Source organism: Pseudomonas sp. TH41, assembly GCF_016650695.1.
Taxonomy (GTDB): Bacteria; Pseudomonadota; Gammaproteobacteria; order Pseudomonadales; family Pseudomonadaceae; genus Aquipseudomonas.
The window spans coordinates 54,637-74,446 of record NZ_JAEKFH010000007.1 but is presented as its reverse complement, the minus strand read 5'-3'; the positions used below and the strand labels follow the sequence as shown (position 1 = coordinate 74,446).

Genomic DNA, 19,810 nt, shown 5'->3' with positions numbered 1-19,810 from the left:
GGCTTCGGGAATTTAATAGTGTGCCCGCCAGCGGGCGACATCAAGCCTGCTTAAACCGGATCCGGTCGCGTGGGGAACAATTCGCTCCAGATCGGCGTCGAGCAGGCGCTGGGAACATGCTCAAGAAGTATCGGTTGCCTGACGATCCAGCCCTGCAGTTGGTGGTCGATGAAAACCGGGGTCGATTCAATGCACGTGCCTTTGGGGGCCGCCTTGACTTGATCCACTGACACAAACAGCGGCCCCGGCGGATCGAACACCGTCCTGGATAGGCTCTCCAGACCCGTATCCTTGCGGGCATAACATGAGTTTCTGCGCCCGCTCAGGTCGGTTGTCATGACGCCGACTTCTTCCAGATTTGCGTGCCCGACATACATAACAACGGCCATCCCCTGATCTTTGGGGTGCGCGGCGAGACAGCTTTTGATCGCCGGCATGAAGCGAGGATCGCTTAAAAAAACAGTCCAGTCGTCCGGCGCTGAAGCCTGCACCTGAATCGTCTGTCCGAGCGAGAGCGTTAGCAGGGAGGCCAGGATGATGATTTTGCGCATGGGAGTGTCCGCCGGGAATGAAGATTGCGGATTCTGCACTCGAGTCGCATGAGAGGGAGGGTAAAAGGTGTTTCGAAATACGGATAAGCAGAGTGCTGGATAACCTGTGTTCGCAGGACTAAACGCTGAGTCTGTGGTGAGAGTGCAAACCGTAACGCGATCTGTAGCAGCTGGCGAAGCCTGCGTCCGGCTGCGCAGCAGTCGTAAAACTTGTGCGCACGGTCTTCCTGAACCACCGCGCAGACTGATTCTACGACTGCTTCGCAGCCGGACGCAGGCTTCGCCAGCTGCTACAAAGAGCGTGTTTCGCGAGTCCCTAGCCGTGTCAGGTACTCTCACGCACCTTCAACTCAAACCCCATGTCCTGCACCGGTTTCGCCACCGTGTTGCCCGCCATCAAGGTCAGCATTTGCTCGGCCGCACGGCGGCCAATCGCCTCGCGTGGGGTGCTGATGCTGCTCAGGCGCGGGACCATGTGGGCGGAGGCCGGCAGGTCGTTGAAGCCAAGGATCGCCACTTGTTCCGGGATCTTGATCCCGCAGCGCATCGCCTCAAGCAGCGCGCCCTGCGCCAGGTCGTCGTTACCGAAGAAGATCGCATCGACCTCTGGATGACTGGCGATCAGTTGTAGAAACAATTCGCCGCCCAAACCGACAGAGGAGGCGCGCGGTGTCAGTACTTCCAGGTCCGGGTCATATAAACCGGCCTTTTGCAGGGCTTTGCGAAAACCTTCCCCTCGCAACAACGTGCGTTGATCCAGTTGCGCGCCGATATAGGCCAGACGCTTGCGACCGCGTGACAGTAAATGCTCCGCCGCTGTTTCACCGGCCGCGAGCTGTGAGAAACCCACGCAATTGAGGCCCGCTGCACTGTCCAGCTCCATCATGTACACGCAAGGAATGTTGCTTGCCTCGATCATCCGCCGCGAGCTTTCGGTGCGATCAAACCCGGTCAGTAGCAAGCCACGCGGCTGATAGGCCATGTAGTTGCGCAGCAGGTTTTCTTCTTCATCGCGCGAGTAATGGAAGTTGCCGATCAGCACTTCGAAGCCCTTGGGGCGCAACACCTGATGAATGGCTTCCAGTGTGTCGATGAACAACAGGTTGGACAGCGAAGGCACCAACACCACCACCGAATGGCTCTGCGCCGAGGCTAGCGCGCGGGCGGCGGGGTTGACCACATAGTTGAGTTCGAGGGCGGCCTTCTGGACTTTTTCCACCAGTTCGGTGGCCACGGTGCTGACGCCGCGCAAGGCGCGGGAGGCGGTGATCGGGCTGACACCGGCCAGGCGTGCCACTTCGTTGAGGGTAGGGCGGCCAGTGGTGCGCGTATTTTTGTCGTTTTTAGGGGAGATCATCGGACGGCTTGCCAAACAAAATTCGAGGCACTAAGGTAGCGCTGTCTCGATGCAGCTGCAAATGCGTGAGCGGGGTTTGCCTGAACCTCGCTTTTCGGCGTTGGGAACGAACATGCTGCAACCCACAAAAATGACAAGAAGGCGTCGGCAACTTCTACTTTTCGTCTAGTGTCATAACTGGCAAAGGTAGCGCTGTCTGCGCGCTGAGGTGTTACATGAATCATCCCATCACAGCCCTGGTCATCATGGGCGTTGCCGGTTGCGGCAAGACGTGCGTCAGTGAGGCCTTGTGCCAACTCAGCGGCGCGACGGCCATTGAAGGCGATACTTTCCACCCGGCCGCCAATATCGAAAAGATGAGCGCGGGTATTCCCCTGAACGACGACGACCGTGCCGGCTGGCTCGACAGCCTGTGCGATGAACTGCGCCGCGTCGACGCCCTCGGCCAACGTCCAGTGCTGACCTGCTCGGCCCTCAAACACAGTTACCGCGAAGTGCTGCGCAGCGCCTTGCCGGGCCTGGGCTTCGTGTTCCTTGAACTGACTCCCGAAGTCGCCGCCGACCGTGTGTCCCATCGTCCTGGCCACTTCATGCCGTCGACGTTGATCGCCAGCCAGTTCGCTACCCTCGAATCCCCCGTGGGCGAGCCCCTGACCCTGGCCCTCGATGCGTCGAACCACAGCGTCGACGAATTGGCCGTTCAGGCGCACCACTGGTGGCTCGAACATGGCTTGAAGCGCGCCGTATGAGTTTTGCTCACAGAGATAGCGCTGTCCTGTTGGCGTGCGAATTACCCGCTTTAATAACAACAACAACCAGGAGACACCCCTAATGTTTGGCATGTCCCACGAGACGTTCCTGCTGCTCGATGCAGTGGTCACGGTGATCGGGCTTATCGTCCTGATCACCCAATTCAAACTGCATCCTTTCATCGCGCTGATCATTGCCGCCGCCTTCCTCGGGCTGACGTCCGGCATGCCGATTGGCACCATCATCAAAGCGTTCCAGGACGGTTTCGGTGGCGTGCTTGGTTTCGTCGGGATCATCCTGGCGCTGGGTACGATGCTCGGCAAAATGATGGCCGAGTCCGGCGGGGCGGATCAAATTGCCCAGACCCTGATTCGTGCGTTCGGCAAGGACAAGGTGCAGTGGGCCATGATGTTCGCGGCCTTCCTGGTCGGCATTCCGCTGTTCTTCGAAATCGGTTTCGTGCTGCTGATCCCGCTGGTGTTCATCGTCGCCCGGCGTACCGGCGTGTCGATCATCAAAATCGGTATCCCGTTGCTCGCCGGTCTGTCCGCCGTGCACGGTCTGGTTCCGCCGCACCCGGGCCCGCTGCTGGCCATCGGCGTGTTCGGTGCCGACATCGGTAAAACCATTCTCTACGGCCTGATCGTTGCGCTGCCGACGGCCATCATCGCCGGCCCGATTTACGGCACCTTCATTGCCAAATACATTCCCGGCCATCCTAATCAGGAACTGGTGGATCAACTGGCTCGCGAGCCTGAGGCGGCAGAGCTGCCGAGCTTCGGCATCACCTTGGTCACCGTGTTGCTGCCGGTGTTCCTGATGTTGCTCAAGACCTTTGCTGACGTAGCGTTGCCGGATGGCAATTTCTTGCGCACCTTCATGGACCTGGTCGGTCACCCGATCTCGGCGCTGTTGCTGGCCTTGCTGCTGTCGCTGTACACCTTCGGCCACCGTCAGGGCATCGACTCCAAACGCATTCTGAAATTGCTCGATGCGAGCCTTGCGCCGACCGCCGCGATTATTCTGATCATCGGTGCCGGTGGTGGCTTCAAGCAGATGCTGGTGACCAGCGGTGTGGGTGATGTGATCGGCCACATGGCGGTGAACGCACAGATCTCGCCGATCCTGCTGGCCTGGCTGGTGGCGGCGGTGATTCGCGTGGCAACCGGTTCGGCGACCGTGGCGACCATTACTGGCGCGGGCATTGTAGTGCCGGTGGTGGGGATGATTCCGGGAGTGAACCGTGAGCTGCTGGTACTGGCGACGGGTGCCGGTTCGTTGATCCTGTCTCATGTCAACGACGCCGGTTTCTGGCTGGTGAAGCAGTACTTCAACATGACCGTGGCGGAAACCTTCAAAACCTGGACGGCGATGGAAACCATCCTGTCCATCGTGGCGCTGGGCTTTATCATGCTGTTGTCGATGTTCGTCTGACACAAACGCCAAACCCAAAAAAACCGCAGCGATGCGGTTTTTTTGTGGGTGAAGAATCGAAATCCCTGTCCCTGTCCCTGTCCCTGTCCCTGTCCCTGTAGGAGCTGTCGAGTGAAACGAGGCTGCGATCTTTTGATCTTGTTTTTTCAGATCAAGATCAAGATCAAAAGATCGCAGCCTCGTTTCACTCGACAGCTCCTACAGTGTTAGGTGTTAGGTGTTAGGTGTTAGGTGTTAGGTGTTAGGTGTTAGGTGTTAGGTGTTAGGTGTTAGGTGTTAGATGTCAGGCGTTGGTTTTGCTGACCAGCCCATCCGCCCGGAACATCGCGCGTATCCCACGCACGGCCTGACGAATCCGGTCCTGGTTTTCGATCAGCGCGAAGCGCACGTGATCATCCCCATATTCCCCGAAACCCACGCCCGGCGAGACGCAGACCTTGGCCTCTGCCAGCAGTTTCTTGGCGAACTCCAGCGAGCCCAGATGCGCATACGCCTCGGGAATCTTGGCCCAGACGTACATCGACGCTTTCGGGTTTTCGACCATCCAGCCCAGTTCATGCAGGCCTTTGACCAGCACGTTGCGACGCTGGCGATACTGTTCGGCGATGTCTTTGACGCACTGTTGATCGCCTTCCAGCGCCGCAATGGCCGCGACCTGCAGCGGGGTGAACGTGCCGTAGTCGTGGTAGCTCTTGATCCGCGCCAGGGCATTGACCAGTTCGGCGTTGCCGACCATGAAGCCGATGCGCCAGCCCGCCATGTTGTAGCTCTTGGATAGAGTGAAAAACTCCACCGCGATGTCCTTGGCGCCGGGTACTTGCATGATCGACGGGGCTTTCCAGCCGTCATAGACGATGTCGGCGTAGGCCAGATCGTGCACTACCAACACGTCGTACTGCTTGGCGAGGGCGATCACGCGCTCGAAGAAGTCCAGCTCCACGCACTGCGCGGTGGGATTGGAGGGGAAACCGAGGATCATCATTTTCGGTTTCGGGATCGAACCGCGAATGGCGCTTTCCAGCTCGGCGAAGAAGTCCACGCCCGGAATCAGCGGCACCGAACGCACCTGGGCGCCTGCAATTACGGCACCGTAGATGTGAATCGGGTAGCTTGGGTTCGGCACCAGGACCGTGTCGCCCTGATCGAGGGTGGCCAGCATCAAATGCGCCAGGCCCTCCTTGGAGCCGATGGTGACAATGGCTTCGGTTTCCGGGTCGATGTCGACCTCGTAGCGATCCTTGTACCAGTTGGAAATCGCCCGACGCAGACGCGGAATACCCTTGGACGTCGAGTAGCCGTGGGTGTCTTCGCGTTGTGCAACGGTGACCAGTTTTTCAACGATGTGTGGCGGTGTCGGGCCGTCGGGGTTGCCCATGCTGAAGTCGATGATGTCTTCGCCACGACGACGGGCGGCCATCTTCAGCTCGGCAGTGATGTTGAAAACGTAAGGGGGGAGTCGATCTATGCGCGCAAAGCGGCGCGGCGAACCTGGGTTAGCCATTGTTGCCTCGGGTAACGTGAGCGCCCGGAACCGTCCGAGCGACGCTGGCCACTGCGGTGGCCTGTTGCGGAAGATAAGGGCTGGTATGGCACACTGTCCAGTGACTATGTAAACAAATTTGTCCGAAGGAAACGGGTTGATGGAATTCACCAGTGGCTTCTTGCTGAGCCTTTCGCTGTGCCTGGACATCGGCGTGGCCAATATCGCGATGATAACGCTGGCGATGCAGCGCGGCTATTTTCAAGGCTTTGCGCTGGGGTTGGGGACGTGTGTCGGCGACCTGATTTACGCGGTGCTGGCGCTGGCCGGCATGACCGTTTTGCTGCAGTACGAAACCGTCCGCTGGGTGCTGTGGATCGGTGGTTCGGCGCTGCTGGTGTATTTCGCGGCGAAGATGATCTATTCCGCGATTCACCACGAAGCGGTGCTGGCGCAGGCCGAGGAAGTGGGGCAGAACTCGCACCGCAAGGAATTTTTTCGCGGGATCTTCCTGGCCATGTCTTCACCGAGCGCCATTCTCTGGTTCGCTGCGGTCGGTGGTACTCTGATCGCGCGTTCAGGCGGGGCAGGGGCGCTCAGCTCGGCGTTGTTCTTGAGCGGGTTCTTCTGCGCCGGACTGCTTTGGTGTGTGGGGTTGTGCTTGGCGGCGAGCCACGGCGGCAAGTTGTTGGGCGATAAACTGTTGCGTTACTCGTACATGACATCGGCGGCGATCTTCTGCTATTTCGCGGTCTACGTGATCCTATCGGGTTACAACGAGTTTGTCGGTGCGGGCGCCGTCGAGCAATTGCACGCACTGTAACTGGGCGAATCGGGTTTGGCTTCTATACTCCCAGCCGAACCCACTTTTTTGATCCAGGAGTCAGTCATGGATGAGCAAACAGGCGTCGAACCGACTGGGCCACGCTTCGAACACGGGCACTTCCTGCTCATTGCAGGGTTTGGCGGACGATTTACCACGGCTACAACGGAAGGTATCCCCAAGCTCTGGGATAAATTCATTCCCGAGATTGGTAAAATTCCCGGTCAAAAAAGCGAAGTCACCTACGGCATCTGCTGCAATCCGGATGGCAAGGGCGGCTTCGAATACATCGCCGGCGTCGAAATCAGCAAGCTCGACGACCTGCCCGACAAATACCGCTGGGTCGAGGTTCAGCCTCAGCAGTACGCGGTGTTCGAACACCAGGGCGCGCTGGACACCTTGCCCCAAACCTTTCAATACATCTGGAAAACCTGGCTGCCGCAGTCCGGACGCCAAGCGGCAGACGCACCGGAGTTCGAACGCTACAGCGAGGACTTCAACCCGAAGCTCAACACCGGTGTGCTGGAAATCTGGCTGCCGATCAAGGCGCAATAATTTATGATCGCCAGCCTTTTTATCGCTGATTCCGAGCTGCCATGAACACCGTCATCCGTCACGTCACGCCTGCTGATCTGGACCGTTGCTACGCCATCGAAACCGTCGCCTACGAAGGCGACGAAGCCGCCACCCGCGAGAAAATCGCCACGCGCATTGCCACCTGGCCCGAGGGCTTTATCGTCGCCGAAGTCGACGGCGTGGTAGCCGGTTTCATCAACTCGGGTGCGGCGTTTCAGGTGGAAATGTCGGACGAGGCGTTCAAGGAGCTGATTGGCCACGACCCGAAGGGCCCGCATGTGGTGATCATGTCGGTGGTGGTGCATCCGGACTATCAGGGGCAGGGTTTGGCGAAACGCTTGATGGGCGAATTCATCGAGCGGATGCGGGCGTTGAACAAAACCAGCATCAACCTCATGTGCAAGGAACGGCATATTCCGCTCTATGCCGGTTTTGGGTTTGCCTACATCAAGCCTTCAGCGTCTGACCATGGCGGCATGGCGTGGCATGAGATGATTTTGAACCTGTAAACACAACCCCCTGTAGGAGCGAGCTTGCTCGCGATGGACGTTAACGATAACGCGTTCTTCCTGAATAAACGCGTTGTTCTCAAGTCCATCGCGAGCAAGCTCGCTCCTACAGGGGTTTATGGTTGTTTCAGTTGATCTTCAGAAAACCAGCCCCATCCGCCGTTCATAGCCTATCCGGCCCTTGTAGGCCTCGCCGCTGTCTGCCCAGCCGAATTTTACGTAGAGCGCGATGGCGGCTGCATTGTCCGCATCCACCGACAACTCCAGCGCTTTTATTTCCGGAAACGCCTGACGCGCCACCTCAGGCAAGGCGCGCAGGCAGGCCTTGCCATACCCTTTGCCCTGGGCCCGGTGATCGACTTGCAGCGCATGCAAGGTGGCGCTGTGTTCATCGGCCCAGGCCGGTAATACCGGTGGGCGTTTGAGCAGCAGGAAGGCGACGGGGACTTCTTCGGCCAGCAGGGCAAATCCTTTGACGCCGGGGCCCGGCTTGGACAGCAAGGTGTGCAACGCCCCGTGGATGTCGCCGGAGAATTTGATTTGTTCTTTGTGAACTTCAATGGCCTCGACCTGCTGGCGCTGGAGCGCGTTCAGGCTTTCGTAAGGCACGAGTCGGGCTGTCACTGGAGTGTCCTTTTTCCAACAGAGATGAGCCACGGATTCTAACGAGTTTGTGTTCATGTTTTTTTTATTTCGGCTGTCGATTTGGCTTTTCGCCAGACGACTAAGGGTGTCTTCACGATAAACCTCTCGGAGAATCGTCATGAATGCGCTCACCGCTCAAACCGAAATCCAGACCCTGGTTGAAACCTATCGCCAAGCTGTCATCGCCAAGGATGTGGAAAAAGTCATGGCGCTGTACGCGGACGACATCGTCTCCTTCGACGCCGTCAAGGCTCTGCAATTCAAGGGCAAGACGGCCTATCGCGCGCACTGGGAAGAATGCATGACGATGTGCCCGGGACCCCATATTTTCGAGTTCCACGAAATGAGCATCGTGCCGTCGCAGGACATCGCCTTCGCCCACTGGCTGGCCCATTGCGGCGGCACCAACGACAAAGGTGAAACCCAGGCCTGCTGGATGCGCGTGACGGCCTGCTATCGGAACATCGCCGGGCAATGGTGCATCGTCCATGAACACTGGTCGGCTCCGTTCGACATGGTGAGCGGCACGGCCTTGTTCGACCTGAAACCCTGACTGTCGGGTTGATTCGTCGGGAATGTCGCGAAAGCACCTATCTGCAGCCATAGTTGATCAGTTCGATTAGGGAGAGCCCTATGAAATATTTATGCCTGGTCTACAGCAACGAGCGCGAATTGCACGCCTCGCCTGAAAGTCCCAAGGACGCCGAGTGCATGGCCTATGCCGAGTCAATCCAGGGCAGCGGCCGGATGGTTGCGGCCGAGGCGCTGGAATCGGTGCAAACCGCGACCACCGTGCGCATGCGCAACGGCAAAATGTCGATCACCGACGGACCGTTCGCCGAAACCAAGGAGCAGTTGGCCGGCTTCTACCTGATCGATGCCAAAGACCTCAACGAAGCCCTCCAGGTCGCCGGCAATATTCCGGCGGCCCGGGTTGGCTGTGTCGAGGTGCGTCCCGTTCGTCAGTTGAATCCCTGAATTAAAATCACAACACAGGAGAGACCCATGAGCCCACAGTCGTCTAAACAACCGCCTGGCGAATTCGGGTTGTCCATCAGCCGTCTGATCGACGCACCCCGCAGCAAAGTCTTCCGTGCCTGGACCGAGCCGGCCTTGCTGGTGCAGTGGTGGGGGCCTCACGGGATGACCACCCCCGAGTGCGAAATGGATCTTTGGGTCGGTGGCCAGTTTCGAACCCTGATGCGCGCCCCGGACGGCGCTGAATACCCGACCATGGGCGTGTTCCTCGAGATCGTCGCGCCTGAGCGGCTGGTGTTCACCGATGCCTTCATCCCGGGCTGGATTCCGTCGGGTAAACCGTTCATGAGCGCCGAAGTGACGCTCGAGGACCGGAACGGCAAAACCCTCTACACCGCCCGCGCCATGCACTGGTCCGAAGAGGATCGCAAGGCTCATGAGGCCATGGGCTTTCACGAGGGCTGGGGGCAGAGCCTCGATCGGCTGGTGACGCTGGTGACCGAAGGCATGCCGGACTGATGCCTGGCGAGTCGGTACGGGCGCGGGTCGAGCAGGTTTACCGCGAAGACTCGAGGCGGGTTCTGGCGACCCTGATCCGTTTGCTGGGGGATTTCGACCTCGCCGAAGAGGCCTTGCACGAGGCATTTTTCGTCGCGATCGAGCGCTGGCAGCGTGACGGCATGCCGGACAACCCGCGCGCCTGGTTGGTGTCCACCGGACGCTTCAAGGCCATTGATGTGTTGCGTCGGCGCGCACGCTTCGCCGCGTCCCGGCCGATGTTGATCGCTCAACTGGAGGCGCTCGAGCAGGCTGACTGGAGTGACGAAGACGTGGAAGACGATCGCCTGCGACTGATCTTCACCTGTTGCCACCCGGCACTCGCGGCGGACGCCCAAGTGCCATTGACGTTGCGAGAAGTCTGCGACCTGACCACAGAAGAAATCGCCCGGGCGTTTCTCTCGGCGCCGACCACCATCGCTCAGCGTATCGTGCGGGCCAAAGCCAAGATTCGTGACGCGAAAATCCCTTATCAAGTGCCAACCCTGGCTGAATTACCAGAACGCCTCGACAGTGTGCTGCGGGTGATCTATCTGGTGTTCAACGAAGGTTACTCGGCGTCCGTCGGCGCGCAATTGACCCGCGAAGACCTGACCCGCGAGGCGATTCGGCTCGGCCGATTGTTGATGGAATTGTTGCCTGAATCGGAGGTGATGGGGCTACTGGCGCTGATGCTGCTGCACGAGTCGCGGCGCCCGGCGCGGACCTCGTCCAGCGGGGAACTGATTCTGCTGGATGAGCAGGACCGTTCGCTGTGGGACGCCGGGATGATGACCGAAGGCTGCGCGCTGGTCGAACAGGCGCTGACGACGCGGCGTTTCGGGCCTTATTGCCTGCAGGCGGCCATTGCGGCGGTGCATGCGGAGGCGCCTTCGGCGGGAGAGACGGACTGGCCGCAGATTGTGGGCCTGTATGAGGTACTGTTGGCCGCCGTGCCTTCGCCAGTGATCGAGTTGAACCGTGCGGCGGCGATCTCCAAACGGGATGGACCGTTAGCGGCGTTGACGCTGGTTGAAGGCATTCTGGCGCGCGGGGAGTTGCTGGATTACCACTTGGCGCATTCGGCGCGGGCGGAGTTTTGCCGGCAATTGGGGCGGGTCGAGGAGGCGAGGGCAGCGTATGAACGGGCGCTGGAATTGACCCGGCAGGTGCCCGAGCGGCGGTTTATCGAGGCGCGGCTCAGGGCGTTGGAGTGAGGTGAATTCGCCGGCCCCTTCGCGAGCAAGCCCGCTCCCACATTGGATCTGTGACGCCATGAAGATCCAATGTGGGAGCGGGCTTGCTCGCGAAGGCCACACCGCTATTCCAGCATCTTGCTCAACAACCAACTCCCCGCCGGCCCCGGCGGGTGCAGGCGCGACCACAGCGCATCGACAAACACCGATTTGGGCCAGCCGCGCACCTCCAGTTCCACCAGCGTCCCGCTATCAAACCGTCCCACCAGCCAGCGCGGCAACGGCGCCCAGCCAAACCCGCCCTGGGCCATTTCCAGCAGCATCAAGTAACTCGGCGCCGACCAGACGCGCCCCTTCGCGCGGTTTTCATACGGGTTGACGATGGTCGCCAGACGCAGCTCCCGATGGTGTTGCAGCACCTCCTGATCGATACCGCTCAGCGCCGCCAGCGGATGCGCGCGGGACACAAACAAGGCGATTTCCGTGCGTTCCTCGACGGTCGAACTGACCAGGTCCGGTGGATAACTGTCCTGCATTTCTGCGAAAGCAACGTGCGCCCGACCCCGTTGCACCAGCGCCACCAGGTCATCGCATTCCGCGATCAAACATTCGAGTTCCAGATCCGGATAACGCTGTTCGAAGGTACTCAGTGCCGCTTCGAACCGGTCGGACTGATAGGTGTCGGAAATCGCCACCGTCAGCTTCGCCTCAACCCCTTGGGACAGTTGGCTGGCGCTCATCTCCAGACGGCTGGTGGCGGCCAGAATCTCTTCGGCCCGTTGCAACATCACATGCCCGGCCGGGGTGAGTGTGGGTTTTCGGCTGCTGCGGTCGAACAGCGTCAGGTTCAGGTCAATCTCCAGGCTGGCGACCGCAGCGCTGATGGTCGACTGACTGCGGCCAAGCTTACGTGCCGCTGCGGAGAACGAGCCTTGAGTCGCCGCTTGCACAAAAGCTTGCAACACTTCCTGAGAGGCCATGAACTATCGCCTTGATCGATGGTTATTGGTTAGGAAGTATCGGTGTGAGGACGGATCATGGCAACCACAGTCACTCAGGGAGTTCTGCTCATGAACGCCAACAAAACCATCACCGAACGTATTTTCCAGGCCATGGGGTTCGAATTGCTGGCCATCCTGATCTGTACGCCGCTGCTCGCCTGGATCATGGACAAGCCGATGCTCGAGATGGGCGTTGTCACCGTCGTGATCGCGGCCCTGGCGCTGGCCTGGAACGTGGTCTTCAATGGCCTGTTCGACCGCGTGCTTGAGCGTTTCAACATCGTGCACAACGCCTGGCTTCGAGTCGTCCATGCGTTGCTGTTTGAGGGCGGCCTGGTCGCGGTCGGTGTGCCGTTGATTGCCTGGTGGCTGAACATCAGCCTGTGGCAAGCGTTCCTGCTGGACATCGGCGTGCTGCTGTTTTTCCTGCCATATACCTACGTTTACCACTGGGTCTATGACGTGGTACGTGAGCGGCTTGTGATGCGCGAGTCTTGCGAAGGGTAAAGCAAAAAGATCGCAGCCTGCGGCAGCTCCTACATTGGAATGCGATCCTCTGTAGGAGCTGCCGAAGGCTGCGATCTTTTGATCTTGTGGGAGCGGGCTTGCTCGCGAAGAGGATTTCACATTCAACATTGATGTTGACTGATCGGTCGCCTTCGCGAGCAGGCTCGCTCCCACAGGGGTTATGCGTTAAACGTGGAAATAACCTACACAGGAGTCGAACGGCAAGCGCTTCAGCTCGATCTTATTCAGGTCGAGCACTTCGCGCAGGGCTTTGGTTTCGCCCGGGAAGTTGCGATAGGCGACTTCGTCCAATACCACGATCGCGCCTTTTGGCATGTACGGCAGGAACGTTTCCAGCGCGACTTTGGTCGATTCGTACAGGTCGGTGTCGAGGATCAGCATGGCCACGACCAGGTCCGGACGGGTCTTCACCCACTCAGGCACGGTTTTGACGATGTCACCTTTGACCAACTCGCAACGCGGGATGCGGTTGACCGGGCGCAGCAGGTCGTTGGCGTCGATCATGTCCTGGATCAGCGATTGGTCGGTGTCGGAGAACATGGTCTCGTTGACGTCCGCCGGATCTTCGTTCTTGTCGATGCTCTGGAAACCTTCGAAGGTGTCGAAGCCGACGATCGAACGGTTGATCGCATACGGTTCAAGAATCATCGACAGGTGCATGTAGAGCATCAGCGAGTTGCCCTTGTACACGCCGCACTCGATGATCGCGCCCGGTACTTCGGCGACTTTCTTGAACAGTTCCATGCGCGACAGGGCAGCGGTCACGCCGATGCGGTTGGCGAAGACGAACGGCGCGTCAGCTACATACTCGGCATCGACCCGTTTCAGGACATTGGCACGGGTTTCGTTGTACTGGGCCTCTGCAGGCGTGATGCGACGCTTGGTCATGCTTCGATTCCTTGGAAATTAGAAAAGTCGTGGGCGTGGAAATAGTCTTTGAAGCCTGCGCCGACGTCCGGGCACGCGCTGTCGACGTTGATGGCGCCGCGCTTGTGCTTGAGGTCGTCGAGGTGCATCAGGCGGAAGTCCACGCTGAAGCGGGTTTGATTGGTGTGGTTGGCAACCGTGCCGTGCAGGTGCGAACCGGAGAAAATCAGCATTTCACCGGTATTGCCGGCGATGCGCATTTCGGACGCGGTATTAATCGCTTCCAGCGGCACCGGGTGCACGCGGACTTCCTCTTTGAGGTTGTCCTTGGCTTTATGCCGCTGGTTGCTGATCCAGTCGTTGAGGCTCCATTCGCTGGAGGTGTTCTTCACCGGCACGTCGAAGTAGCCGCCGTTGATCATCATGGTCTGGTCGGGGCTGATGGTGTGCACCGGCATCCAGGTGTTGATCTGGCAATCGACGCTGCCGTACCAGGTGTCGCGATGAGGTTTGTAGGCGTAGCTGACACCGGCGTGCAGGTATTCGTAGTTCGGCACCACGCGAATGCGCGGCACGTCGAAAATGTATTCGCGAGGGTCGGCACCGATCTCGTCGATGAACGACAGGATCAGGTCCTTGGCGCGTTGGCTGTTGGTGAACTGGCCCTTCAGGCGAGTCACCAGCACCACGAACTCTTCCACCGGCATCAGCGTGTGCAGCGCCTGGTGACGGGTCTCGCCGTCGAAAGCGGCGGTGATGCTTTCCTGGGCGAACGCACACAGCTCTTTGGCGGCGCGTAGCTGAGTGTTCAGGAAAATGTCGCCGGCGTAGATGGCTTCTTTGAAGTCAGCTTTGTGCTGAAGCTGATTGATGTACAGATTCACGATTCCTCTCCTGAATGCATCGAGTCTCTTAAGAATCGGCAACACGTTAACAAACTGAAGTGCGATCCGGCGGGTGATGGATCAATAAAAACGTAATCCCCTGAATTTGCGACGAAATGCGTTGTCCCGCGCAAAAAAATCCCCTGTAGGAGCGAGCTTGCTCGCGAAGGACGTTAACGAAAACGCGTTCTTCCTGACCAAACGCGTTGTTCTCAAGTCCTTCGCGAGCAAGCTCGCTCCTACAGGGGGGGTGTTGAGGCTAGAAAATTTGGGTGAACAACCAATACAAACTGCCCGACAACAGAATCGCTGCCGGCAAGGTCAGCACCCAGGCCATCAGCAAATTGCGGATGGTCTTCATCTGCAACCCGCCACCGTTGGCGACCATGGTCCCGGCCACCCCCGATGACAGCACGTGGGTGGTCGACACCGGCAGACCGAACATGTCAGCGGCGCCGATGGTCAGCATGGCCACGGTTTCCGCCGAGGCGCCTTGGGCGTAGGTCAGGTGGGTCTTGCCGATTTTTTCGCCGACTGTCACCACGATGCGCTTCCAGCCGACCATGGTGCCGAGCCCCAGGGCGATGGCCACGGCGATTTTTACCCACAGGGGAATGAACCGCGTGGCGCTGTCGATTTGCTGTTTGAACAATTGCAGTTTGCTGCTGGTGTCAGCATCGAAGTTGCCGACTTTGTTCTTGTCCATCAGGCGAATGGTTTCGCTGGTCAGGTACATGTCGTTTCGCACGTTACCCATGGCCTCGGCCGGGACTTTCGACAGCGAGCCGTAGCCTTTCACTTCGTTACCGATGTTGCCGGCCAGCGCGGCGAGGGCGGGGATCAGTTGCGGCGTCACTTCCTTGCTGCGCACGTAATCGGACAGCACCGGGCGCGGGTCGGCCGGTGCCGGCAGCGGTGCACTTTTGACCAGGGCTTGCTGAGTGACTTCGGCCACCGCCGCGAACTGCAGGGCTTGGTCCGCCGGCATCGTGCGGTTCAGTGCATACGCCATGGGCAGGGTGCCCACCAGAATCAGCATGATCAGGCCCATGCCTTTCTGACCGTCGTTGGAACCGTGGGCGAAAGACACGCCGGTGCAGGTCAGGATCAACAGGCCGCGAATCCACCACGGTGGCGGGGCGTCGCCCTTCGGTGCCTTGTACAGCGAGCGATTCTTGACGAAAGCACGCAGGGCCAGCAGCAACAGTGCGGCAAAGCCAAAGCCGACCAGCGGCGACAGCAGCAGCGCATACCCGATCTTGGTCGCCTGCGCCCAGTCCACGCCGCTCGTGCCGTCGCGGCCATGCATCAAGGCATTGGCCACGCCGACACCGATGATCGACCCGATCAGCGTGTGCGACGACGACGCTGGCAAACCCAGCCACCACGTGCCGAGGTTCCACAGGATCGCGGCGATCAGCAGGGCGAAGATCATCGCGAAGCCGGCGGAAGAACCGACTTGCAGAATCAGCTCCACCGGCAACAGGGCGATGATGCCGAACGCCACCGCGCCGCTGGACAGCAGCACGCCGAGGAAATTGAAGAACCCCGACCAGACCACCGCGAAATGCGGCGGCAGCGAATTGGTGTAAATCACCGTGGCCACCGCGTTGGCGGTGTCGTGGAAACCGTTGACGAACTCAAAACCCAGCGCAATCAGCAGCGCCACGCCCAACAGCAGAAACGGCGTCCACGTGGTCACCACGGCGCCGAGTTCGTTCATGTCGTGCATCAAGCTGTAGGCCGTGAACAATAGCCCGCAACCCAGCACCGCAAAAAACACCACGATGGTGAGCAGGCCGGGTTTTTTGTCGAGTTGCGGTTGGGTGCCGCTGGCGGGAGCCTGTGGATCGGCGGTAAAGGTAGGAGTAGCCATAACGGACAATCCTGAGCGGGGAGGAGTGTCGGTCATGATCGTTGCTGAATGTTACAGAGAGGCTGCGTCAGATCAGGGTTTGGGGTTTTTTTACCGGGCCGTTGATCTGAATCCAACGCCATCTCTGTAGGAGCGAGCTTGCTCGCGAAAGTCGTGAACGATAATGCATAAAACCAGATACCCAGCGACGCCCTTGGGTTTTTCGCGAGCAAGCTCGCTCCTACAGAGGAGAGTGTTCGTTCAATAATCCTGTCGCTTGCGAAACGCCCAGCGCCCGGCAATCACGGTAAACGTCGCGACCAGCGCCACCAGAATCCAGAACCCTTCCGGATCCCCTGAAAGCGGCACCCCACCCACGTTCATGCCAAAGAAACCGGCGATGATGTTGATCGGCAATGCCAGCACCGTGACCACGGTCAGGGTGAACAGCGTGCGGTTGCTCTGTTCGTTGAGGTTGGCGGCAATTTCTTCCTGCAACAGCTTGATCCGCTCGCCCAGGGCGGTGAGGTCGTTGATGATCAGCGCAAACTCCTCGGTGGACTTGCGCAGTTCCTTCACGTCTTCCTTTTGCAACCACTGTGGCGGGCGATTGAGCAGGCGCAGCAACGAGCCTGGCTCCAGCGCCAGCAGCCGTTGCAAGCGCACCAACACCCGGCGATTGGCGCCCAATTCCGCGCGGTTGGTCGACAGTCGCGAGGACAGCAACTCGTCTTCGATCTGATCGACACTCTGGCTGGTCTTGCGCACGATCTGGGTCAGCACTTCGCCCTGGTCGCGCAGCAAATGCACGAGCAATTCCAGGGGTGAGCGAAAGCATTCACCGGCTTTCACCGACGAACGCAGCTTGTCCACCGAATGCAGCGGTTGCAGGCGTGCGCTGATGATCAGCCGACTGCGGGCGCAGACCCACAGCGTTGAGACATCGGACGACACCATACTGCTGAGGTTGAACACCACGTCGTTGACCACCGCCAGCAACGCCGAATCCACATGCTCGATGCGGGTCGAACGCGAGCCTTCGTGCAGAGCTTCGAAAAACTCGTCCGGCAATTCCAGATTGCTTTTCATCCAGCGCTCGCACGCGGCATGCGCCAGGTTCAGGTGCAGCCAGAGAAATTCGTCGCTGTCGCCCGGTTGTTGCAGGCATTGCAACGCCTTGGCCGAATCGATTTCCCGACCGCGCTCACCGGGACGAAAACTGAAACCGTAAAGCAGGCCGAACAGGTCCGGGTCGCGATGGCTTTGATCGATGCTGTGGTTCATGAAGTCTCGCAAGTGGAGGCACTATCGCCCTGTAGCAGCTGGCGAAGCCTGCGTTCGGCTGCGCAGCAGTCGTGAAATCAGGCAATGCATTGCCATTGAATGACCTCGTGTTCAGGTTGACGACTGCTGCGCAGCCGAACGCAGGCTTCGCCAGCTGCTACAGCCGCATCATCGCAAGGAATTTTGACAGTTTTGTGACCGTTGAATGGCTAAATAGTGGCCACACCGATGGTCGGAATTCATTCAAGAACCGCTCTGGCACGCCGATGACGCTGACGTTAACTTGCACGGTTTTGGCCATGAGCCAAGGTCGCAGACAGGGATGTCCGGACGCCTTCCACGCCTTATTTCGGCGTGCCTCATCCCTGTCATGAGTATCACTCGATGCTGCAAAAATCCCTGAGAGCACAAATCCTCGCCTTGTTGAGTGGCAGCCTGTTGGCCATGTTGCTGATCGCCCTGGCCTGCTTTCATTTCCTGTCCAGCGGCGTACAGAACTACGCCAATCTGATCGATGGCCCGCTGCACACCTCGCAACTGATTGACGAAGCCAACCTGCAATTCAAAGTGCAGGTTCAGGAATGGAAAAACGTCCTGCTGCGCGGCAAGCAACCGGCCGATCTGGACAAATACTGGAAACAGTTCGAAGACCGTCAGCGCGACGTGCAGAGCATCCTTGGCGAACTGGCCACGCAGAAAGGCCTCGAGCCGCAGCTCAAGACCCGCATCGAACGCCTGCGCGACGAACATCGTCAGTTGGGCGCGGCTTACCTGAAGGGCCGCGATGCTTATGTGGCGGCAGGTGCCGACCCCACCGCTGGCGACACCGCCGTCAAAGGCGTGGACCGTGCGGTCAGTGATCAGATGAGCGAACTGGTCAGCGAGTTGCGTAAGCACGGCGCCGAGCAGTCGACGCTGATCAGCGCCAGCGCCGATCGCACAGTGTTGCTGGGGATCATCGTGATGCTCGGTTCAGGTCTGTTGATCGGCCTGTTGAGCCTGTGGCTGGTCAACCGCAACCTGGTCGAGCCGATTCGCAAACTGATCGAATACGTGGCGCAACTCAGCCAAGGCAAATTTGCCGAACGCGTGGCCAGCAGCCGTCAGGACGAGTTGGGTAAGCTGGCGATTGCAGCCAACACCCTGCGCGATTTTCTCGCCGAAACCTTCAGCCGTTTGCAGCGCAGTGCCAAGGATCTGGACAGCGCCAGCGGCGAGCTGAATTCGATCGCCAGCCTCATGGCCTGTGGCACCAACGAACAGTTCAACCGCACCGATCAGGTGGCCACGGCGATGAACGAAATGTCCGCCACCGCTCAGGAAGTCGCGCGTCACGCCGCCGACGCAGCCCGTGCGGCCGACGATGCCGACCAGTCCGCCCAGCAGGGCGAAAAAGTCATGCAGGGCACCATTCACACCATCACTCAAATGCGCGGTGAGATCGCCAATACCGCCACGGTTATCCGTCGTTTGGAAACGGACAGCGGGCGCATCGGCAAGGTGCTGGAAGTGATTCGCGGCATTGCCGAACAGACCAATTTGCTGGCGCTCAACGCGGCCATCGAAGCGGCGCGTGCCGGTGAAGCCGGGCGCGGTTTCGCGGTGGTGGCTGATGAAGTCCGCAGCCTGGCCCAACGCACGGCGGCGTCGATCATCGAAATCAACCAGATCATCCAGACCGTGCAAACCGGTGCGGTGGACGCGGCGCAGGCGATTGAAAGCGGTCAGTCGCGCAGTGAAGAAAGCGTCCAGCAAGTGACCGAGGCGGGCGCCATGCTCGAGCGAATTACCCTCGCGGTGGAAGCGATTCGCGACATGAACCGCCAGATCGCCACCGCCGCTGAAGAGCAGACTTCGGTAGCCGAAGACATCTCGCGCAATCTCACCGAAATCACCAGCATCGCCAGTACCAACCTGGACAATGTGCAACGCACCGAAGCGGCGAGCCACAACCTGCACGGGTTGTCGGGGCAATTGAATGAAGTGACGGCGCGCCTGAGCGCGTAACGCGGCTTACTGTGTACCGGTTTGCTTACCGGGTCGGTACACAGTCGATCTCAAGTCAGTGCACGTGGTGTCGATGATGAGCGTATGCCCATCACTTCAATGGTAAACAGCCATGGTCAGCCTCACGTCGGTTTCAATTGCCCAACCCCTTTCGACCGCTTCGAGCAAAGCCGCAGCCAGCGACAGCGCCGAGAACACTTCCGTATCGACAACGGCTGGCACCTCCAGCGATAGCACCAAGGTGTCAGCCGGTGGCGCTCCGGCGTCGAGCGACAGCAGCTCCAGCAGCGATGAATCCGATTCGGTGAAGGCGCTGCGCAAGCAGATCGCCGAGCTGCAAAAGCAACTGCAGGAACAACAGCAGCAACTGCAAGCAGCCCAGGCTAAACAGGAAAGCGCCGATGCGAAAGCCGCCGACGTGGCGGCCGCCCAGTCGCAGCTAGCGACCACGTCCGGGTCGTTGCAGACGGCCACCGCAGCGTTGTTGCAGGCGTTGCAGGATTCCGGTTCCAGCACCTCGGGTTCGCTGGTCAGTACGTCGGCCTGAT

The 19,810-nt window shown here is 59.5% G+C and carries 21 protein-coding genes; 12 read left to right on the top strand and 9 right to left on the bottom strand.

Annotated elements, in window-relative coordinates; all coding sequences use genetic code 11:
• Positions 1-50: 50 nt before the first annotated feature.
• Entirely contained in the window at positions 51-551 is a 501-nt protein-coding gene (locus JFU37_RS27365) for a hypothetical protein (RefSeq protein WP_201120147.1), read from the bottom strand.
• A 325-nt stretch (positions 552-876) separates the two neighbouring features.
• Positions 877-1,908: a LacI family DNA-binding transcriptional regulator gene (locus JFU37_RS27360; protein ID WP_201120146.1), complete on the bottom strand. Its 1,032-nt coding sequence runs from the start codon at positions 1,906-1,908 to the stop codon at positions 877-879.
• Between the two features lie 215 nt (positions 1,909-2,123).
• Between JFU37_RS27360 and JFU37_RS27355 the strand changes: the two genes are divergently transcribed.
• Positions 2,124-2,657 carry a gluconokinase gene (locus JFU37_RS27355; RefSeq protein WP_201120145.1) on the top strand — a complete coding sequence of 178 codons (534 nt, stop codon included), beginning with the start codon at positions 2,124-2,126 and terminating at the stop codon, positions 2,655-2,657.
• Between the two features lie 82 nt (positions 2,658-2,739).
• Positions 2,740-4,092, top strand: coding sequence for a GntP family permease (locus JFU37_RS27350; protein ID WP_201120144.1), 1,353 nt, complete (start codon positions 2,740-2,742; stop codon positions 4,090-4,092).
• Between the two features lie 283 nt (positions 4,093-4,375).
• Here JFU37_RS27350 and alaC read toward each other — a convergent pair whose 3' ends face one another.
• The gene (alaC, locus tag JFU37_RS27345; RefSeq protein WP_201120143.1) at positions 4,376-5,593 is read right to left on the bottom strand and encodes an alanine transaminase; all 1,218 of its coding nucleotides are present in this window, start codon (positions 5,591-5,593) and stop codon (positions 4,376-4,378) included.
• 139 nt (positions 5,594-5,732) lie between these two features.
• On the opposite strand from alaC, the gene JFU37_RS27340 reads away from it, so the two are divergent.
• From JFU37_RS27340 to JFU37_RS27330, 3 genes are all read left to right on the top strand, one after another.
• On the top strand, positions 5,733-6,395 hold the full coding sequence (locus JFU37_RS27340; RefSeq protein ID WP_201120142.1) for a LysE family translocator: 663 nt from the start codon (positions 5,733-5,735) through the stop codon (positions 6,393-6,395).
• A 66-nt stretch (positions 6,396-6,461) separates the two neighbouring features.
• A complete protein-coding gene (locus tag JFU37_RS27335; RefSeq protein ID WP_201120141.1) occupies positions 6,462-6,950 on the top strand; it encodes a GyrI-like domain-containing protein in 489 nt (162 codons plus the stop codon).
• A gap of 41 nt (positions 6,951-6,991) precedes the next feature.
• Positions 6,992-7,480, top strand: a complete 489-nt coding sequence (locus JFU37_RS27330; protein WP_201120140.1) for a GNAT family N-acetyltransferase — start codon at positions 6,992-6,994, stop codon at positions 7,478-7,480.
• A 138-nt stretch (positions 7,481-7,618) separates the two neighbouring features.
• On the opposite strand, the gene JFU37_RS27325 is transcribed toward JFU37_RS27330, so the two are convergent.
• Positions 7,619-8,104 carry a GNAT family N-acetyltransferase gene (locus JFU37_RS27325; RefSeq protein ID WP_201120139.1) on the bottom strand — a complete coding sequence of 162 codons (486 nt, stop codon included), beginning with the start codon at positions 8,102-8,104 and terminating at the stop codon, positions 7,619-7,621.
• Between the two features lie 139 nt (positions 8,105-8,243).
• On the opposite strand from JFU37_RS27325, the gene JFU37_RS27320 reads away from it, so the two are divergent.
• The 4 genes from JFU37_RS27320 (at position 8,244) to JFU37_RS27305 (ending at position 10,857) form a co-directional block, all read left to right on the top strand.
• Positions 8,244-8,678 carry a YybH family protein gene (locus tag JFU37_RS27320; protein ID WP_201120138.1) on the top strand — a complete coding sequence of 145 codons (435 nt, stop codon included), beginning with the start codon at positions 8,244-8,246 and terminating at the stop codon, positions 8,676-8,678.
• A gap of 80 nt (positions 8,679-8,758) precedes the next feature.
• Positions 8,759-9,103 carry a YciI family protein gene (locus JFU37_RS27315; protein WP_201120137.1) on the top strand — a complete coding sequence of 115 codons (345 nt, stop codon included), beginning with the start codon at positions 8,759-8,761 and terminating at the stop codon, positions 9,101-9,103.
• 27 nt (positions 9,104-9,130) lie between these two features.
• Positions 9,131-9,622, top strand: coding sequence for an SRPBCC family protein (locus JFU37_RS27310; protein ID WP_201120136.1), 492 nt, complete (start codon positions 9,131-9,133; stop codon positions 9,620-9,622).
• A complete protein-coding gene (locus JFU37_RS27305; protein ID WP_201120135.1) occupies positions 9,622-10,857 on the top strand; it encodes an RNA polymerase sigma factor in 1,236 nt (411 codons plus the stop codon). The genes JFU37_RS27310 and JFU37_RS27305 overlap by 1 nt, the downstream gene beginning before the upstream one ends.
• Positions 10,858-10,961: 104 nt before the next feature.
• On the opposite strand, the gene JFU37_RS27300 is transcribed toward JFU37_RS27305, so the two are convergent.
• Positions 10,962-11,816 (bottom strand): LysR family transcriptional regulator, encoded by an 855-nt coding sequence (locus JFU37_RS27300; protein ID WP_201120134.1) that lies wholly within the window; start codon positions 11,814-11,816, stop codon positions 10,962-10,964.
• 90 nt (positions 11,817-11,906) lie between these two features.
• Between JFU37_RS27300 and JFU37_RS27295 the strand changes: the two genes are divergently transcribed.
• Positions 11,907-12,344 (top strand): multidrug/biocide efflux PACE transporter, encoded by a 438-nt coding sequence (locus tag JFU37_RS27295; protein WP_201120133.1) that lies wholly within the window; start codon positions 11,907-11,909, stop codon positions 12,342-12,344.
• Positions 12,345-12,530: 186 nt separating this feature from the next.
• On the opposite strand, the gene JFU37_RS27290 is transcribed toward JFU37_RS27295, so the two are convergent.
• From JFU37_RS27290 to JFU37_RS27275, 4 genes are all read right to left on the bottom strand, one after another.
• Positions 12,531-13,253: a TylF/MycF/NovP-related O-methyltransferase gene (locus tag JFU37_RS27290; protein ID WP_046049529.1), complete on the bottom strand. Its 723-nt coding sequence runs from the start codon at positions 13,251-13,253 to the stop codon at positions 12,531-12,533.
• Complete coding sequence (locus JFU37_RS27285; RefSeq protein WP_201120132.1) at positions 13,250-14,116, bottom strand: hypothetical protein; 867 nt, start codon at positions 14,114-14,116, stop codon at positions 13,250-13,252. The genes JFU37_RS27290 and JFU37_RS27285 overlap by 4 nt, the downstream gene beginning before the upstream one ends.
• Before the next feature lie 259 nt (positions 14,117-14,375).
• On the bottom strand, positions 14,376-15,992 hold the full coding sequence (locus tag JFU37_RS27280) for an inorganic phosphate transporter (protein ID WP_201120131.1): 1,617 nt from the start codon (positions 15,990-15,992) through the stop codon (positions 14,376-14,378).
• Positions 15,993-16,232: 240 nt separating this feature from the next.
• Positions 16,233-17,255, bottom strand: a complete 1,023-nt coding sequence (locus tag JFU37_RS27275) for a transporter (protein WP_201120130.1) — start codon at positions 17,253-17,255, stop codon at positions 16,233-16,235.
• A 384-nt stretch (positions 17,256-17,639) separates the two neighbouring features.
• Here JFU37_RS27275 and JFU37_RS27270 point away from each other — a divergent pair, with 384 nt between their 5' ends.
• Together JFU37_RS27270 and JFU37_RS27265 are read left to right on the top strand one after the other, a co-directional pair.
• The gene (locus JFU37_RS27270; RefSeq protein WP_201120129.1) at positions 17,640-19,262 is read left to right on the top strand and encodes a methyl-accepting chemotaxis protein; all 1,623 of its coding nucleotides are present in this window, start codon (positions 17,640-17,642) and stop codon (positions 19,260-19,262) included.
• Positions 19,263-19,374: 112 nt separating this feature from the next.
• Entirely contained in the window at positions 19,375-19,809 is a 435-nt protein-coding gene (locus JFU37_RS27265) for a hypothetical protein (RefSeq protein ID WP_201120128.1), read from the top strand.
• The last annotated feature ends 1 nt before the right edge of the window (position 19,810 follow it).

Coding starts and splice junctions, on each gene's coding strand:
- alaC (WP_201120143.1), bottom strand. CDS start 5,593: ATGGCTAACCCAGGTTCGCCGCGCCGCTTTGCGCGCATAGATCGACTC.
- JFU37_RS27310 (WP_201120136.1), top strand. CDS start 9,131: ATGAGCCCACAGTCGTCTAAACAACCGCCTGGCGAATTCGGGTTGTCC.
- JFU37_RS27265 (WP_201120128.1), top strand. CDS start 19,375: ATGGTCAGCCTCACGTCGGTTTCAATTGCCCAACCCCTTTCGACCGCT.
- JFU37_RS27340 (WP_201120142.1), top strand. CDS start 5,733: ATGGAATTCACCAGTGGCTTCTTGCTGAGCCTTTCGCTGTGCCTGGAC.
- JFU37_RS27320 (WP_201120138.1), top strand. CDS start 8,244: ATGAATGCGCTCACCGCTCAAACCGAAATCCAGACCCTGGTTGAAACC.
- JFU37_RS27335 (WP_201120141.1), top strand. CDS start 6,462: ATGGATGAGCAAACAGGCGTCGAACCGACTGGGCCACGCTTCGAACAC.
- JFU37_RS27365 (WP_201120147.1), bottom strand. CDS start 551: ATGCGCAAAATCATCATCCTGGCCTCCCTGCTAACGCTCTCGCTCGGA.
- JFU37_RS27350 (WP_201120144.1), top strand. CDS start 2,740: ATGTTTGGCATGTCCCACGAGACGTTCCTGCTGCTCGATGCAGTGGTC.
- JFU37_RS27275 (WP_201120130.1), bottom strand. CDS start 17,255: ATGAACCACAGCATCGATCAAAGCCATCGCGACCCGGACCTGTTCGGC.
- JFU37_RS27315 (WP_201120137.1), top strand. CDS start 8,759: ATGAAATATTTATGCCTGGTCTACAGCAACGAGCGCGAATTGCACGCC.
- JFU37_RS27360 (WP_201120146.1), bottom strand. CDS start 1,908: ATGATCTCCCCTAAAAACGACAAAAATACGCGCACCACTGGCCGCCCT.
- JFU37_RS27280 (WP_201120131.1), bottom strand. CDS start 15,992: ATGGCTACTCCTACCTTTACCGCCGATCCACAGGCTCCCGCCAGCGGC.
- JFU37_RS27355 (WP_201120145.1), top strand. CDS start 2,124: ATGAATCATCCCATCACAGCCCTGGTCATCATGGGCGTTGCCGGTTGC.
- JFU37_RS27295 (WP_201120133.1), top strand. CDS start 11,907: ATGAACGCCAACAAAACCATCACCGAACGTATTTTCCAGGCCATGGGG.
- JFU37_RS27290 (WP_046049529.1), bottom strand. CDS start 13,253: ATGACCAAGCGTCGCATCACGCCTGCAGAGGCCCAGTACAACGAAACC.
- JFU37_RS27305 (WP_201120135.1), top strand. CDS start 9,622: ATGCCTGGCGAGTCGGTACGGGCGCGGGTCGAGCAGGTTTACCGCGAA.
- JFU37_RS27330 (WP_201120140.1), top strand. CDS start 6,992: ATGAACACCGTCATCCGTCACGTCACGCCTGCTGATCTGGACCGTTGC.
- JFU37_RS27300 (WP_201120134.1), bottom strand. CDS start 11,816: ATGGCCTCTCAGGAAGTGTTGCAAGCTTTTGTGCAAGCGGCGACTCAA.
- JFU37_RS27270 (WP_201120129.1), top strand. CDS start 17,640: ATGCTGCAAAAATCCCTGAGAGCACAAATCCTCGCCTTGTTGAGTGGC.